Genomic DNA, 15,604 nt, shown 5'->3' with positions numbered 1-15,604 from the left:
CTTGTCGTTGACTTACGTTTCTTCGGCAGGCAAAACTCACATGCCCGTTTGGGAGCCTTCCGACAGAATGGAAGACACCTTGATACCGGATTGGCGGCTCTCCGCTTCTCCGACAAAACGATTTCAAGCACGTTCGTGCTGTCAGTTATAAAGAAGGACCGGCTACAGCAGTATGAAAGACATGGGGCCGAACAATCTCGATCCGGGTGACGAGCCCCCGCTCAGCGTGGGCGGACGGCGGCGGCCTCCGGATCGTCGTGAAGTTTCTGCCCGCTGGCTCGCTGGAACCTTCCTGACTGGCGTAACGTCATGCATGCTGATCGGCGTCGCACTGTTTGCCGCCCTGGACGGGCGCGAACAGCTGGCCACTCCGCCTGAAATCCTTGCCCGAAACGACATGCCGGGTGCGACTGACGATGTCGACGTTACCAAGGGCGGACGTCTGGTCAGCACCGTCTCGCAGCAGAAACCGCGCGACCGGCGCCGTTTCGATCTTTCCACGATGCAGAAAGTGGGTGAGCGCGAGGTTATCCGGACCCGGCCCTTCGAATTCGTCCGCATGGCCCTTGCCGTCGATCATCCGACCAACCGCAAATATCCGGCATTCGACGCCTTGACCGTATTCTCGGAAGGCCCGGCGGCACCGCAACCTGCCGATGCAGGCCAGATTTACGGCGCAAAGGTGGAAAGCGAAGTCAGCCTGCATGTCGTCGACTTCCCGATGAACAGCACAACCTTCGACGCTTCCAGCGACCTTACCGTCGATGAGGTCGAAAAGGTCGTGCGGGATACGGGCGGCCTCCTCACCGACGGGGACGTGCAGGTCGCCTCGCTTCATTATGTCGACCCCGCCCGTTTTGGCGGCTCTGACTCTCCGTTCGCGCTCGGCCCCGCGCTTGGTGTGAAGATTACGCAGGAAAATGTCAGCGTCGCCCAGCGCGGCGATGAAGATACGGTCAGCGAAGGTTTTTCAGAAGAACTGATTCCTTTCCGCCAGACAGCCGAAATTACGCAGGCGCTTGAAGATGCCGGCTACACCGGCGACGATGCCGGAAACATGGCCGACTCGCTTACCAAGCTGATGAACTCGCCCCGATTGAAGGAAGGCAGCGTTCTGAGGGTAGGCACCGAAACCCGTGACGGCGTGGACCGTATCGTGCGCGCCAGCATCTATAATCGCACGACCCATCTGGTGACGGTCGCCCTCAACGATCGCGGACAATATATACCGTCCGACGAACCGGAACAGACCCCGCTCCTGCAGACGGCTTTCGACGGCAACGCATTGCCAACGGCAATTCGCGGCAACCTCCCCAGCGTCTATGACGGGATCAGCCGGGCGGCGCTCGCCTATGGCATGTCGGAAACGATGCGCGAGCAGCTCATCAAGATGCTTGCAAGCGATGTCGACCTGCAGTCACGTCTGTCGCCAAGCGACCAGATCGACGCATTCTTCTCGCTGCCGGATGATCCCGACAAGCCCGAAGCCGATTCGCAGCTTCTCTACGTGGCGGCCAATTTTGGTGGGACGACCCGCAAGTTCTATCGCTATCAGGCCCCGGACGGCAGCGTCGATTATTTCAACGGCGACGGCAAGAGCGCGAAGCAGTTCCTGCTGCGTAATCCGGTTCCCAATGGTGTCTTCCGCTCGCCATTCGGCATGCGCCGCCACCCGATCCTCGGCTATAGCCGCATGCATACCGGCGTGGACTGGGCCGCACCGCGCGGCACACCGATCATCGCTTCGGGCAATGGTGTTGTGGAAAAGGCCGGCTGGACCAACGGTTACGGCAATCAGACCCTCATCCGCCATGCCAACGGCTATGTGAGCAGCTACAGCCACCAGAACGCAATCGCCCGCGGCGTCACCGCAGGCGCACGCGTGCGGCAGGGACAGGTGATCGGCTATGTGGGATCGACGGGCCTTTCGACCGGCCCTCACCTTCACTACGAACTGATCGTGAACGACACCAAGGTCGACCCGCTGCGCATTCGCCTGCCGGACAACAAGGCGCTTTCCGGCAAGGAACTGGAAGCCTTCAAGCAGGAACGTGACCGCATCGACGCACTTTTGAACAGCGATGATAACGGCACCAAGCTCGCCTCGAACGGATCGGCCAAGAGTTGATAGAGCGTGACGCCCGGAAGGGGAAAGCGCTTTTCAGAGCAAGGACGTGCGCAAAACAAAAGAATAGAGCATTTCCGGCGATTCAGCTTGAACGGGAAACGCTCCGGATAGACCGGGAAAGGTCCGCCCATTTCTTTGAATTTACCGAAATGCTTATTCGGTAAATTCGACCGTTACGCCAGCCTTCACCAGCTTTGCCAGCTCTTCCGCATCCCAGTTGGTCAATCGCACGCAGCCATGGCTCGATGTCTTGCCGATTCTCGATGGTTCGGGCGTGCCGTGAATGCCATAGGTCGGCTTTGAAAGCGCGATCCAGACCGTGCCGACGGGGCCGTTCGGGCCAGGCGGAATGGTCAGAACCTTGTCGTTGTTACCCTGCTTGAAATTGATCTTCGGATTATAGGTGTAATTCGGATTGATCGCGATACGCTCGACTTGAACGGTGCCGGACGGCGACGGATTGTCGGACGAACCGATGGTCGAGGGATAGGCAACGACCAGCTTGCCGGTTTCGTCATAGCCGCGAACCTGCTTGCGTCCCTTGTCCGCGATGATGCGGGCCACCTTGGTCCGGACAGGCTTGCCGAGATTGGGAACCTTCACGATCGAACCGGGCTGGTTGAAGTTTACGCCGGGATTGATCTCTTTCAGATAGGCTTCGTCTATATGAAACTTTTCACCCAGCATTTCGGTGACCGAAGTATAGGCCATTGCGGGAAGCTGGGCCTTGTGGGCATAATCTTCCGGGATCGAGGCAACATACTGGCGCCCCACATCCTCGTTGGTGATGGTATATTCGGTGAAAGCCGGGCCGCCGGTGGCCTCAAGCTCCGCATTGACGGCGGCTTCATCCGTCGGATTGACCGACTTGCCGGTCAGTTCGCCATAGGCTGCTGCCGCCTTGTCGACATTGCTTCCCGAACGCCCGTCAATGACGCCGGGCGATGCGCCAGCACGGTCAAGAAGTACCTGATAGGCTGCAATCCTTGCCTTGGCGCCCTGCCCTTTCGGCATTTCGATGGCAGGAGCCATATCGCTCGGATTGGGAACACCGCGCGGCTGCTCATAACCGGGCTGGCCGTAATCCTGCTGGCCATCATAGCCGGGATTGGCGCTGGCTGAATTGGTATTGTCCGGATACTGATCGCCTGCCGGTGGCAGTTCCGACCGCTGCACCTGTCCGTCCCGGTTGCCGCCATATTGCGGCGCTGCCGGAGCATCAGGGTAATAATTCGGGTCCTCGGGCACATTGCCAAAACCATCATAGGGCGCGCCGCCATCGACCGGGCCATCGAGCGTCCAGTTGTCATCCGGCTGCGGTGCGCGGCGAACCCGGCGATCATAGGCGTTCGGATCATAATTGTTGGCATCCTCGACACTGAGGATACGCCCGCGGCGATCCATGGTAACGCGGCGGCCATACTGATCGATGAACACCCGCACCCGGCGATCATGATAGATTTCCTCACCCGGATCGTAAAGCTGCGCAAGCTGTACCGGGCGCTCGGCAATCGTTGCAGAACTGCTTTCGTCGGCGCGGGCAGAACCATCGACGGCAACTGCCGCAACGGAAGCAAACAAAGCGAAACGAAGCATGCGTGTGTAATGCGCCATGAAGAATGCCCTGGGTGATCGAGAGATCATGGATGCCGCGAATATGGTTAATAACTGATTAGCTGATAAAGCAGATGCCAGATGAACTGGACATGAAAATGGCCGAGGTCGGCCGAAAACCGGAAAACTTGTCAGGGTTCATATGAAAAAGGCGCCGCAACCTGTCCGGTTGCGGCGCCCATGGCTTTCAACTCATGAACGTTCAGGCGTTCTCGTCGACCTTGCGGCTTTCATCCTCCTGCGCAGTTCGAATCGGACGGAAGTTGAGCCTGTCCGAACCGGCAGTGATCTTGACGATGGAACCGTCCAGAATGTCGCCCAGAAGAATGCGCTCGGCGAGCGGGTCTTGTACTTCCTTCTGGATCACGCGCTTCAAAGGACGCGCGCCATAGGCCGGGTCGTAACCCTTGTTGGCCAGCCATTCGCGTGCATCCTCTTCCAGTTGCAGCACGATCTTCCGATCGCTCAGAAGCATCTGGAGACGCTGCATCTGAATATCGACAATTGCCCCCATGTCTTCGCGGCGCAGCCGGTGGAACAGGATGATTTCGTCGACACGGTTCAGGAATTCCGGACGGAAGGCAGCCCGCACTACGCCCATCACTTCCTCGCGCACCGATTCGACATCGTCCTTCTCGCCAAGATTGACGAGATATTCGGCACCGAGGTTGGAGGTCATGATGATGACCGTGTTGCGGAAATCAACCGTGCGGCCCTGCCCGTCGGTCAGACGTCCGTCGTCCAGCACCTGCAACAGCACGTTGAACACATCCGGATGCGCCTTTTCGATCTCATCGAACAGGATCACCTGATAGGGCCTCCGGCGCACGGCTTCCGTCAGAACGCCGCCTTCCTCATAGCCGACATAGCCGGGAGGCGCACCGATCAGCCGGCTCACGGAATGCTTTTCCATGAATTCCGACATGTCGATACGAACCATGGCCGTGTCGTCCTGGAAAAGAAACGCGGCGAGCGCTTTGGTCAGCTCCGTCTTGCCGACACCCGTAGGGCCGAGGAAGATGAACGAACCGATAGGACGGTTGGGGTCCTGAAGCCCGGCGCGCGCACGGCGAACCGCCTTCGAGATTGCCTGCACCGCCTCGCCCTGGCCGACGACGCGTTTTGCGAGTTCGTCTTCCATACGCAGCAGCTTCTCGCGCTCGCCTTCCAGCATCCGGTCGACCGGGATGCCCGTCCAGCGGGAAATGATTTGCGCCACATGGTCGGGCGTAACGGTTTCCTCAAGCAGGGAACCCTTGTTTTCCTGACTTTCCGCTTCGACGAGCTGCTTTTCCAATTGCGGAATCGTGCCATAGGCAAGTTCGCCCGCCTTCTGGAATTCACCGCTGCGCTGCGCAATGGCGAGGGCATTGCGCGCCTCTTCAAGCTGGCGCTTGAGATCGGCGGCAAGTCCGAGCTTCTGTTTTTCCGACTGCCATTTCGACGTCAGTTCCGCCGATTCCTCTTCCAGATCGGTCAGCTCCTTTTCCAGGCGCTGGAAACGATCCTTGGAGGCGGCATCGGTTTCCACCTTCAGCGCTTCACGCTCGATCTTCAGCTGCATGATGCGGCGGTCGATTTCGTCCAGTTCTTCCGGCTTGGAATCGACCTGCATGCGCAGACGCGACGCGGCCTCATCGACAAGATCGATAGCCTTGTCCGGCAGGAAACGGTCGGTGATGTAACGGTTCGACAAGGTTGCCGCGGCAACCAGAGCCGAATCCGAAACGCGCACCTTGTGATGCTGCTCGTATTTTTCCTTCAGGCCACGCAGGATCGAAATCGTATCCTCGACGGTCGGCTCATCGACGAATACCGGCTGGAAACGGCGGGCAAGCGCTGCATCCTTCTCGACATATTTGCGGTATTCCTCAAGCGTCGTCGCGCCGACACAGTGCAGTTCGCCACGTGCAAGGGCAGGCTTCAACAGGTTCGATGCATCCATTGCGCCATCGGACTTGCCTGCACCGACGAGCGTATGCATTTCATCGATGAACAGGATGATCTGTCCGGCCGCCGTCTGCACTTCCGAAAGCACTGCTTTCAGACGTTCCTCAAACTCGCCCCGATATTTGGCGCCGGCAATCAGCGCGCCCATGTCGAGCGCCATCAACTGCTTGTCCTTCAAGGATTCTGGCACGTCACCATTGACGATGCGCAGCGCCAGACCTTCCGCGATTGCAGTCTTGCCGACGCCCGGCTCACCGATCAGAACCGGGTTGTTCTTGGTGCGGCGCGACAGAACCTGGATGGTGCGGCGGATTTCCTCGTCGCGGCCGATCACCGGGTCGAGCTTGCCCGAACGCGCATCCTCAGTCAGATCGCGGGCATATTTCTTCAACGCATCATAATTGCTTTCAGCAGACGCCGAATCGGCGGTGCGGCCTTTGCGCATGTCGTTTATGACCTTGTTGAGAGCCGTCGGCGTCACACCGGCAGCGGAAAGAATTTCAGACGTCTTTGCGGATTTTTCCATCGCCAGCGCCGTCAGGAGGCGCTCCACGGTGACGAAACTGTCACCGGCCTTGCTGGCAAGCTCCTCGGCAAGCGAGAAGACCTTGGCAAGCGGCTGGGAAAGATAAAGCTGGTCGTTGCCGCCCGATACCTTGGGCAGCTTTTCGAGCGCGGTCTGCAGTCCGATGCGCACATCGGCAATGCGCCCGCCTGCCCGTTCGATCAGCGAGGAGGCAAGTCCCTCGTCGTCATCGACGAGAACCTTCAACACATGTTCCGGTGTGAACTGCTGGTTGCCGGACGATAGCGCGAATGTCTGTGCAGACTGAATGAAACCGCGAACGCGTTCCGTGTATTTTTCAATGTTCATGATGTCTCCTTTGCCTTCCGGCCCGTCATGCGGCACCAGAAGATGTATGGTGACGAAGCCCCCACTTTGGGCGAGCTTCTTTCCAAGACAGCATATGGGACGATGGCCGGGTTTCGGCAAGGGTCACAGGTACTTGGAGAACCAAATAAAAATGGCGCGGAAACCGCGCCATTTTGAAGTCAATCCGAGGAAACGATCAGGCGTCGGAATTCGCCGCTTCCGTTACCGGCGTCTCGTCACCGCTATCCTTTGCGGCCCGACGCGGACGGCCCGGGCGGCGCGTGGCGCGGCGCGGTGCTGCCTCTTCGGCCGGTGCTGCATCGGCGGCAGGCGCAGCCTCGGCGGCTGCCGGAGCAGCCTGCGCGGCGACGGCCTCAACGGGGGCCGAAACTTCTCCTGCTTCCGGCTGAGCCTGCTTTTCCGGCGATTGTTCGTCGGAACGTTCGTCGGCGTTGAAGCGCTCGCGCTGCGGACGGCGGCCACGACCGAGACGGCGGTCGCGATTGTCGCGTTCGCGCGGCTGCTGGCGACCTTCGCCGGACTTTACCGGCTCGCCGCTTTCCTCACCGTAGACAACCTCGGCTGGCGTGCCTTCGATGACCGGCTGCGGGCCGGAGCCGTTGACGGGCTGCTGCACTGCGGCGGGCGTGAAAACTGCTTCCTCGTCATCCGCGCCGTCATCGTCGAAAGTTTCTTCGCGCTGGAACGGCACCGGATTCTGCGCCATGGCAGCCATGATGATGCGATTGTAATGTTCAGCGTGCTGAAGATAGTTTTCGGCCATCACGCGATCGCCAGATGCCTGTGCATCGCGCGCAAGCGCCGAGTATTTTTCTGCAATATGTTGCGCATTGCCGCGGATCTTCACATCCGGGCCGTTGCTTTCATAGTTGCGCGACAGAGGATTGGGGCCCTTGCGGTTGTTGTTGTTATTGTTATTCCCCCGTCCGCGCATGCGCCTGTTCTGCTGTGCTGGCCTCATATTCATCTCTTTTCAGATTAAAGGGCGTAGAAACTCCACAGCCAAAAAAGCTGCCGGTTTCACGCTATCGAGCCATGGAGGAAGTACGCCCTAAAAACTTCCCACAAATCGACTGCTCCTGAGTTAGGTGCACCATTTGAAGGTCACCGAAACTCCGCGGTTGCATTAATGCATAACCATTCCGAAAAGCTCTGCTCTTCGAGATTATGCTTGAAAGTCGTGTACTTCCGCACAAGCCATCCCCAAAGAACCCTCCAGGGAGCATGACCAAAAATCGTCATGGAGCATTTCCGCCACCGCCCATCAGCGGGCAAAACCATTCTGGCTGTATACGGTGGCCGGAAACTAAACGGCTTCGCCGCAAATTCCAAGTGTTTTTTAGCGGTTCGCCGCATCAAAATTACGTATTCGATCTGAGCGCGAAAAGCATGGCCCTTCTGTGGCCGCCAAGATCACTTGCATGTCCTGCGAGTGAAAAACCTGCGCTTTCGAACAGCGCTTCTACATCCTGGAATTGTCCGGCGCCGATCTCTACGGCAACCATTCCTTTCCTATATAGGTGATCTGCGGCCTTCTGTGCAAGGGCCCGGTAAAAATTCAGTCCGTCCGCGCCGCCATCAAGCGCCGCAAGCGGATCATGTTCGCGTACTTCGCGCGACAGCCCCGCAATGTCTTCATGCGGAATATAGGGCGGATTTGAGACGATAAGATGAAACCGCCCGCTCACATGCTGGAACCAGTCGCTTTTGAGCGCGGCGAAACGGTCGCCTACCCCATTGGCGATGGCATTGATTCGCGCCATTACCAGCGCCCCTTCCGCCATATCGAGGCCGACGCCATGCGCACTCTCGAAGCGATGCAGAAGCGAGATGATGATCGCGCCCGTTCCCGTCCCCATGTCGAGAAGTTCAAGCGTGTTCTCCTGCTGCGCGAGCACGTCCAGTGCCGGAATGACCAGTTCCACCAGCGCTTCCGTATCGGGTCGGGGTTCCAGCGTTTCGGCGGACAGCCGGAAAGGCAGGCCGAAAAATTCGCGAACCCCCATGATCCGGTGAACCGGTTCGCCTTTAGCGCGTCGCTCCAGTGCATCGGAAAGCGTCTCGATGGCAGCGCCATCCACCAGTTGCTCCGGCGCGGATATCAGGTCGAGCCGCGTCCTGCCCGTCGCCCATTCGACCAGAAGCCCCGCGTCGAGGTCTGGTGTATCCAGTCCTGCCGCACGGAGCCTCGCCCGTGCATCGGCCATCAGCCGGTCGAGGCGCGTCTCACCCACCTTACTGACCCAGTTCGGTAAGAAGTGCGGTCTGGTGATCGGAAATCAGCGCATCGACCAGTTCGTCCAGATCGCCTTCCATCACCCGGTCGAGCTTGTAGAGCGTCAGGTTGATGCGGTGATCGGTGACACGGCCCTGCGGGAAATTATAGGTGCGGATACGCTCGGACCGGTCGCCCGAGCCGACCTGGCTGCGGCGCGATTCCGAACGCTCGGTTTCGGCCTTCTGGCGCTCCATGTCATAGAGGCGGGCACGCAGGATCTGCATGGCGCGGGCGCGGTTCTGATGCTGGGATTTTTCAGCCTGCACGACCATGATGCCGGTCGGGATATGCGTAATGCGCACAGCCGAGTCGGTCGTGTTGACGTGCTGCCCGCCAGCACCCGAAGCCCGCATCGTATCGATGCGGATATCTTCGTTGCGTATCTCGATATCGATGTCCTCGGCCTCCGGCAGAACCGCGACTGTCGCAGCCGATGTATGGATGCGCCCGCCAGCTTCCGTTTCAGGCACGCGCTGCACGCGGTGCACGCCTGATTCGAACTTGAGCTTGGAGAACACGCCTTTGCCCGAAACGGTGGCGATGATTTCCTTGTAGCCGCCGGCATCGCCTTCGCTGGCCGAGACCAGTTCGACCCGCCAGCCTTTTTCGGCGGCATAACGCTCATACATGCGGAACAGGTCGCCAGCGAAGAGCGCGGCTTCAAGACCGCCGGTACCGGCACGAATTTCCAGGATGGCGTTCTTCTCGTCGGCTGCGTCTTTGGGCAGAAGGAGAATCTGCACTTCCTGTTCCAGCGTGCCGATGCGCTTTTCGACTTCCGGCAGTTCTTCCAGCGCCAGCGCCCGCATCTCTGCGTCCGTGGCCGCATCGTCACGCATCGCCGCCAGATCGACCGCTTCCCTGCGTGCGTCGGTCAGTTCGCGTATCTTGCCCACCACTTCCTGCAGTTCGGAATATTCCGATGCGAGCTTCACATAGGTTTCCGAATCCGGATTATTGGCCATCTGGCTTTCGATCATGGAGAACCGCTTCAAGAGCTGGTCCATCCGATCCTGCGGCAATGCGATCATATCATGTCCTAGAAATTATCAACGCTTGCAAAAATACGAAACAAGACACCGCGCAATCCTGCACTGCGGCCGTCCAGTCAGGTCAATCTGCTTCGCTATAACGGAATATCGTTGTCTTCGGCAAATCTCATCAGCAGTTCGCGCAGCGAATGCGCGCTGTTGGGCTTGTCCAGCTCTTCCTTGAGCAAGGCGGTGAGCTTGCCCGCGTCCAGCGCGCCAAGCATGGCCTTGACCGGACCAATGGCTGCGGCCGACATCGAAATCGACCGGAACCCGATACCCACCAGCGCCATGGCGGGAAGCGGCCTGCTGGCCATTTCACCGCACAGGGTAACCGGCTTGCCATGCCGGTTGCCGGTCTCCACAATGTGTCGCAGCGCGCGCAGGAATGCTGGCGAAAGCTGGTCGAAGCGACCAGACATCAGCGAGTTGCCGCGATCCGTCGCCATCAGGAACTGGAACAGGTCGTTCGAGCCGACGGAAATGAAATCAACGAGCGACACCAGTTCCTCGAGTTGCCAGAGCAGCGACGGCACCTCGACCATCGCCCCGAGCTTCAGGCACATCGGCAACTGGTGGGCAAAACGCGACAGGTGGCGGACTTCACGATCGATAATCTCGCGTGCGGCCTTCACCTCGCTCACTTCCGTGATCATCGGCAGCAGGATTTTCAGCTCGCGCCCGCCCGCCGCCTTCAAAAGCGCCCTTATCTGGGTACGCAGCAGGCCCGGACGATCGAGCGTCAGGCGGATGGCGCGCCAGCCGAGCGCCGGATTTTCTTCCTGCACGGTCGAGCTGAAATAGGGAAGAACCTTGTCTCCGCCTATATCCAGCGTCCGGAAAGTCACCGGCTTGTCGCCCGCCGCCTCGATGACGGAGCGATAGAGACGTTCCTGCTGTTCGGCTCGGGGGAAGGTGGAAGCCACCATGAACTGAAGCTCGGTTCGGAACAGGCCGATACCCGCCGCGCCGGACGCCGAAAGCTGCGGCAGATCGACCAGCAGCCCCGCATTCATCAGAAGCGAGATATCGACACCATCCCTGGTGACGGATGGCTTGTCCCGCAATTCGCGATAATGGGCCTGACGCCGTGCCCGGAAGCGAACCTTTTCGGCATAAGCCGTTTCCAGATCGGCCTGCGGGCGCAGATGCATAATGCCTTCGTCGCCGTCGACAATGGCCGCATCGTTGTTTTCCGCCATGGAGACGATGCCCTTGGCCTGGCCGACCACGGGAATGCCCATGGCGCGGGCGACGATCACGACATGGCTCGTGGCCGCGCCATCTTCCAGAACGACGCCGCGCAAGCGCTCGCGCGGATAATCCAGAAGCTCGGCAGCCCCCATCGACCGGGCGACGATAATCGCATCCTTGACCAGTGATTCGGCGATGGTCTTGATGTCATGCCCCATGAGCTGGCGCAGCAGACGGTTTGCAAGATCGTCGAAATCCGACAGGCGCTCGCGCATATAGGGATCGGTCAGATGCACCATGCGCGCGCGTGTGTCGCTCTGCACCTTTTCGACCGCCGCCTCGGCGGTCAGGCCGTTATGGATGGCTTCTTCCAGCCGCCGCACCCAGCCGCGGTCATGGGCAAACATGCGATAGGCTTCCAGCACTTCGCGATGCTCGCCTTCCACCGCCACGTCACGGCGCGAGAGCATGTCATCGATGGATATGCGCAAGGAGCCAAGCGCTTCGTCCAGCCGGTTCAGCTCCGCCTGGCTGTCCTCGTTGAAAAGATTGGTGACGACGATACGCGGCTCGTGCAGCACCACATGGCCAAGGCCGATACCGTCGTTGAAAGCATGTCCCGTCACGCTCATCGGACGACCGAGATCAAGCTCTATGCCCGGACGGGCAAGGCGCAGACCGTCGCCGGTCGCGATGATTTCGGCAAGGACCATGGCGGTGGTTTCAAGTGCTTCGACCTCGTCTTCGCGATAAGCCCGCTTGGTCTTGTTCTGGACGACAAGAACGCCCAAAGTGCGGCCAGCGCGAAGGACGGGAACGCCAAGGAAGGAATTATAGGCCTCTTCCCCTGTTTCCGGGAGATAGGCGAAGGCTGGATGGCTCTGCGCATCGGTCAGGTTGAGCGGACGGGCGCTTGCAGCAATCGTGCCGACCAGACCCTGGCCGAGACGAAGCTGGGCCAGGTGAACAGCCTGCGGATTAAGACCTTCGGTCGCGTAGAGTTCGAGAACGCCATCGGCGCGCAATATATAGAAGGAGCAGACTTCCGCGACCATGTTCTGCGCGATTTCACGGACGATCCGGTCAAGGCGCGCCTGCGGTTCCAGCGGCTCCGCCATCAATTCGCGCAACCGCTTGAGCAGTACGCGGGGACCGGTTGTCAGCTCACGCATGATCGTCGGGGGCTCCTTTCAGGTTGCTGGCGCGCCTTCGCCAGCCGATTTCCCAATACCCGCCCGCGATGCGTTACGCCAATCCCTTTGTGAGCATTTTTGACACCCGCGTCCAGAACAAATAGTCGCGCCTCGCAAAATGTTGCGATGCCGCGCACCCTTTCGGTTACGCGGCAAAGCTCCAAAGCAGATGCTAATCCTGTTGATTATTTATCGAGACCGTAGACCGCATGCAGCGTGCGCACGGCAAGCTCTGCATAAGGACCGTCGATCAGGATCGAAATCTTGATTTCGGACGTCGTGATGGCGCGGATATTGATGCCCTTTTCGGCCAGCGCCTTGAAGGCGGTCGCGGCAACGCCCGCATGGCTGCGCATGCCGATGCCGATGACGGAAATCTTGGCAAGGCCGGTTTCCGACTGGATATTGTCGAAGCCGATCTCGCCCTTGACCTTGTCCAGCACCTTCAGCGCCTTGTCGATGTCGCCGGTCGGAATGGTGAAGGTCATGTCGGTCTTGGAGCCGTCTTCCGACACGTTCTGCACGATCATGTCGACATTGATGTGCTCTTCGGCGAGCGGTCCGAAAATTGCCGCCGATACGCCCGGCCGATCGGCCACGCGCCGCAGCGAGATCTGAGCTTCATCCTTCGCAAAGGCGATACCTGTGACGACCTGCTGTTCCACGATTTCATCCTCGTCGCAAATAAGGGTTCCGGGCGGGTTGATCGGATCACCCATGCCCGGCGCATCTGGGTCCGTAAAGCTCGAGCGCACGAAAGTGCGCACCTTGTGCACCATGGCGAGTTCGACGGAACGCACCTGCAGAACCTTGGCGCCGAGCGACGCCATTTCCAGCATTTCCTCGAAGGAAATCTTCGAAAGGCGCTTCGCCTTCGGCTCCAGGCGCGGATCGGTGGTGTAGACGCCGTCCACATCCGTATAGATATCGCAGCGATCAGCCTTCACGCCGGCCGCAATGGCGACGGCGGAGGTATCCGAACCGCCGCGTCCAAGCGTTGCCACGCGGTTGTCCGGACCCAGGCCCTGGAAACCGGCGACCACTGCAACCTGCCCCATTTCCATGCGGCGGATGATTTCCGAACCGTCGATTTCCTGAATACGCGCCGCGCCATGGGCGTTGTCGGTCTTGATCGGAATCTGCCAGCCCTGCCACGAACGCGCATCGACGCCGATGGACTGGAGCGCAATCGCCAGAAGTCCGCTCGTCACCTGCTCGCCGGAAGCGACGATGGTGTCGTATTCGCGCGCATCGTAGAAAGGCGAGCTTGCGCCGCAGACCTTCGGCATGTTCTGCACCCAGCCGACCAGCTCGTTGGTCTTGCCGGACATGGCCGAAACGACGACGGCAACCTGATTGCCCGCTTCGACCTCGCGTTTGACGTGGCGCGCCACATTATAGATGCGTTCCAGATCGGCCACCGAAGTGCCGCCGAATTTCATCACGATGCGCGCCATTTAAGGATACGTCCCGCTCTTTAGAAAAATTACACTCTCACCTGCCCAAACCTTATATTGTTGCGACAGGCAAACCCGGGGTCACATAGCTAATATGTCGCGCTTCCGCAAGGCCGCGATTCGCATCGGGGCTCCTGAGAGCGAATTTGATTTGTTCCTCGACTTTGGAGTACTACCTTGAAAGCAGACCTGCACGCTTCCGCCGCTGGAGAATGAAATGACCGAGACCGCCCGCACCACCATCGACGCTTCGGAAATCGAGCATTTTTCACGCATCGCTGCGGAATGGTGGAACCCGCAGGGCAAGTTCCGCCCCTTGCACAAGTTCAATCCGACGCGGCTTGCCTATATCAAGGAAAAAATCTGCGCCAGGTTCAACCGCGACCCCAATGCGCAGCGTCCCCTGGAAGGCCTGCGCCTCCTCGACATCGGTTGCGGCGGCGGGCTGCTCTGCGAGCCGATGGCGCGTCTTGGCGCAACCGTGATCGGAGCGGACGCTTCCACGACGAACATCGAGGTGGCGAAAATTCACGCAGCACAAAGTGGCGTCGAGGTGGACTACCGGGCCACGACCGCAGAGGCGCTGGCGGAAGCCGGTGAAAAATTTGATGTGGTGCTGAATATGGAAGTGGTCGAGCACGTCTCCGATGTCGACCTGTTCATGTCGGCGACAAGCGAAATGGTGAAGCCCGGCGGATTGATGTTCGTCGCCACCATCAACCGCACGCTGAAAGCTTACGGCCTTGCCATCATCGGCGCGGAATATGTCCTGCGCTGGCTGCCGCGCGGCACGCATCAATATGAGAAACTGGTGCGCCCGGAAGAGCTGGAATCCGCACTGGCAAAAGGCGGCCTGCGGCTCATCGATAAGCTTGGCGTAACCTATAATCCGCTTGCTGACAGCTGGAACCGCTCCCGCGATACCGACGTGAACTATATGGTGCTTGCCGAACGGCCCGCCTGATCTTCTCAGCCTTTTTGCGCGCGCGTTGTCATTGCAACGCCAGCGCAAATGACCAGCGCACCGATCCAGGTCAGCGGCGGATAATGTTCGCCGAGGAACAGTGTTCCCGAAATAAGCCCCAACGCCGCCGCGACATAGCCGATCTGGCTGAGATAGACTGGCCCGCCGACCGCCTGCAGGCGGAAGAACAGGGCGAACATGCCCGCCGATGCAATCGACTGGACAAGGGCAGCCCATGGCGCAAGCGCCAGCGTTTCAATCGGAAACTGGCCGGTGAGCAAGAATATTCCGGCAAACAGCATCAGCGCAGACGCCAGATGGCTTCCGGCGGCAAGCTCGGTCGGATCGGAGCTCTTTGGCCAGTCGAGCGTGCGGTAGACATTGCCGATGGCCAGAAAGACCGGAATGAGCAATGCCGCGGCTATCCACAGCGGATCGGCTGGCTTGCCCACTTCGCCGCGCGTCATCGCCACCATCACCGCGCCGACAAAGCCCAGGCCTATACCGCCGATCCCGAGCGCATTGGGACGCCGCAGCCCGAAACCCATCGATAGGACGAGCGTGATCACCGGCGACAGCGTGTACATGATGCCGGTAAAACCGGCGCCAAGGCGCGAAATGGCGGAAAGAATGAGGAGATTGGGCACGGCATAGGAGACGAAGGCGGTGCAGATATAATAACGCAGCCGCCCGCCCGAAAAGCCGATCTTCTTACCTTGCAGGCGAAGAACCGCGAAAAGAATGATCCCGGCACTCGCCGAAAACAGAAAGGTCCAGATGGCAGGCGGAATACCCGCCTGCGCGGCAATCTTGCCGAGCGGCAGGATGAGCCCCAGCAAGGTGCCGGTTGAGATCAGCAGAAAAGGCGCTGAATCCGTCAGTTTCATGCGCCCTGTCTCC

General features: G+C 59.6%; 10 protein-coding genes. 2 read left to right on the top strand and 8 right to left on the bottom strand.

The annotated features are described in order from the left end of the window. Positions 1-172: 172 nt before the first annotated feature. The gene (locus tag ACOWVS_RS22305; protein ID WP_063620389.1) at positions 173-2,128 is read left to right on the top strand and encodes a M23 family metallopeptidase; all 1,956 of its coding nucleotides are present in this window, start codon (positions 173-175) and stop codon (positions 2,126-2,128) included. A gap of 153 nt (positions 2,129-2,281) precedes the next feature. Here the strand turns inward: ACOWVS_RS22305 and ACOWVS_RS22300 are convergent, their stop codons facing one another. From ACOWVS_RS22300 to ACOWVS_RS22270, 7 genes are all read right to left on the bottom strand, one after another. Next, the gene (locus tag ACOWVS_RS22300; RefSeq protein WP_075041792.1) at positions 2,282-3,742 is read right to left on the bottom strand and encodes a L,D-transpeptidase; all 1,461 of its coding nucleotides are present in this window, start codon (positions 3,740-3,742) and stop codon (positions 2,282-2,284) included. Positions 3,743-3,944: 202 nt separating this feature from the next. Beyond that, complete coding sequence (clpB, locus tag ACOWVS_RS22295; protein WP_021586566.1) at positions 3,945-6,566, bottom strand: ATP-dependent chaperone ClpB; 2,622 nt, start codon at positions 6,564-6,566, stop codon at positions 3,945-3,947. Between the two features lie 196 nt (positions 6,567-6,762). Continuing rightward, on the bottom strand, positions 6,763-7,548 hold the full coding sequence (locus tag ACOWVS_RS22290; RefSeq protein WP_063620391.1) for a DUF4167 domain-containing protein: 786 nt from the start codon (positions 7,546-7,548) through the stop codon (positions 6,763-6,765). Positions 7,549-7,948: 400 nt separating this feature from the next. Beyond that, positions 7,949-8,794 (bottom strand): peptide chain release factor N(5)-glutamine methyltransferase, encoded by an 846-nt coding sequence (prmC, locus tag ACOWVS_RS22285; RefSeq protein WP_063620390.1) that lies wholly within the window; start codon positions 8,792-8,794, stop codon positions 7,949-7,951. A 28-nt stretch (positions 8,795-8,822) separates the two neighbouring features. Next, the gene (prfA, locus tag ACOWVS_RS22280; protein WP_025092183.1) at positions 8,823-9,896 is read right to left on the bottom strand and encodes a peptide chain release factor 1; all 1,074 of its coding nucleotides are present in this window, start codon (positions 9,894-9,896) and stop codon (positions 8,823-8,825) included. A gap of 95 nt (positions 9,897-9,991) precedes the next feature. Continuing rightward, positions 9,992-12,262, bottom strand: a complete 2,271-nt coding sequence (ptsP, locus tag ACOWVS_RS22275; RefSeq protein WP_006467883.1) for a phosphoenolpyruvate--protein phosphotransferase — start codon at positions 12,260-12,262, stop codon at positions 9,992-9,994. A gap of 206 nt (positions 12,263-12,468) precedes the next feature. Continuing rightward, positions 12,469-13,740, bottom strand: coding sequence for an aspartate kinase (locus ACOWVS_RS22270; RefSeq protein WP_006467884.1), 1,272 nt, complete (start codon positions 13,738-13,740; stop codon positions 12,469-12,471). Positions 13,741-13,957: 217 nt separating this feature from the next. Between ACOWVS_RS22270 and ubiG the strand changes: the two genes are divergently transcribed. Continuing rightward, positions 13,958-14,704, top strand: coding sequence for a bifunctional 2-polyprenyl-6-hydroxyphenol methylase/3-demethylubiquinol 3-O-methyltransferase UbiG (gene ubiG / locus ACOWVS_RS22265; RefSeq protein ID WP_063620387.1), 747 nt, complete (start codon positions 13,958-13,960; stop codon positions 14,702-14,704). Between the two features lie 5 nt (positions 14,705-14,709). Here the strand turns inward: ubiG and ACOWVS_RS22260 are convergent, their stop codons facing one another. Beyond that, positions 14,710-15,591 (bottom strand): DMT family transporter, encoded by an 882-nt coding sequence (locus ACOWVS_RS22260; RefSeq protein WP_063620386.1) that lies wholly within the window; start codon positions 15,589-15,591, stop codon positions 14,710-14,712. Between the last annotated feature and the right edge of the window lie 13 nt (positions 15,592-15,604).

This window comes from Brucella sp. IR068 (assembly GCF_049065885.1).
Taxonomy (GTDB): domain Bacteria; phylum Pseudomonadota; class Alphaproteobacteria; order Rhizobiales; family Rhizobiaceae; genus Brucella; species Brucella intermedia.
This window is presented reverse-complemented; position numbering and strand designations above follow the sequence as displayed.

What these genes read in the sequence shown, in the direction of transcription:
- ACOWVS_RS22305 (WP_063620389.1), top strand. Translation starts at nt 173, where the DNA reads ATGAAAGACATGGGGCCGAACAATCTCGATCCGGGTGACGAGCCCCCG.
- ACOWVS_RS22300 (WP_075041792.1), bottom strand. Translation starts at nt 3,742, where the DNA reads ATGGCGCATTACACACGCATGCTTCGTTTCGCTTTGTTTGCTTCCGTT.
- clpB (WP_021586566.1), bottom strand. Translation starts at nt 6,566, where the DNA reads ATGAACATTGAAAAATACACGGAACGCGTTCGCGGTTTCATTCAGTCT.
- ACOWVS_RS22290 (WP_063620391.1), bottom strand. Translation starts at nt 7,548, where the DNA reads ATGAGGCCAGCACAGCAGAACAGGCGCATGCGCGGACGGGGGAATAAC.
- prmC (WP_063620390.1), bottom strand. Translation starts at nt 8,794, where the DNA reads ATGGCCGATGCACGGGCGAGGCTCCGTGCGGCAGGACTGGATACACCA.
- prfA (WP_025092183.1), bottom strand. Translation starts at nt 9,896, where the DNA reads ATGATCGCATTGCCGCAGGATCGGATGGACCAGCTCTTGAAGCGGTTC.
- ptsP (WP_006467883.1), bottom strand. Translation starts at nt 12,262, where the DNA reads ATGCGTGAGCTGACAACCGGTCCCCGCGTACTGCTCAAGCGGTTGCGC.
- ACOWVS_RS22270 (WP_006467884.1), bottom strand. Translation starts at nt 13,740, where the DNA reads ATGGCGCGCATCGTGATGAAATTCGGCGGCACTTCGGTGGCCGATCTG.
- ubiG (WP_063620387.1), top strand. Translation starts at nt 13,958, where the DNA reads ATGACCGAGACCGCCCGCACCACCATCGACGCTTCGGAAATCGAGCAT.
- ACOWVS_RS22260 (WP_063620386.1), bottom strand. Translation starts at nt 15,591, where the DNA reads ATGAAACTGACGGATTCAGCGCCTTTTCTGCTGATCTCAACCGGCACC.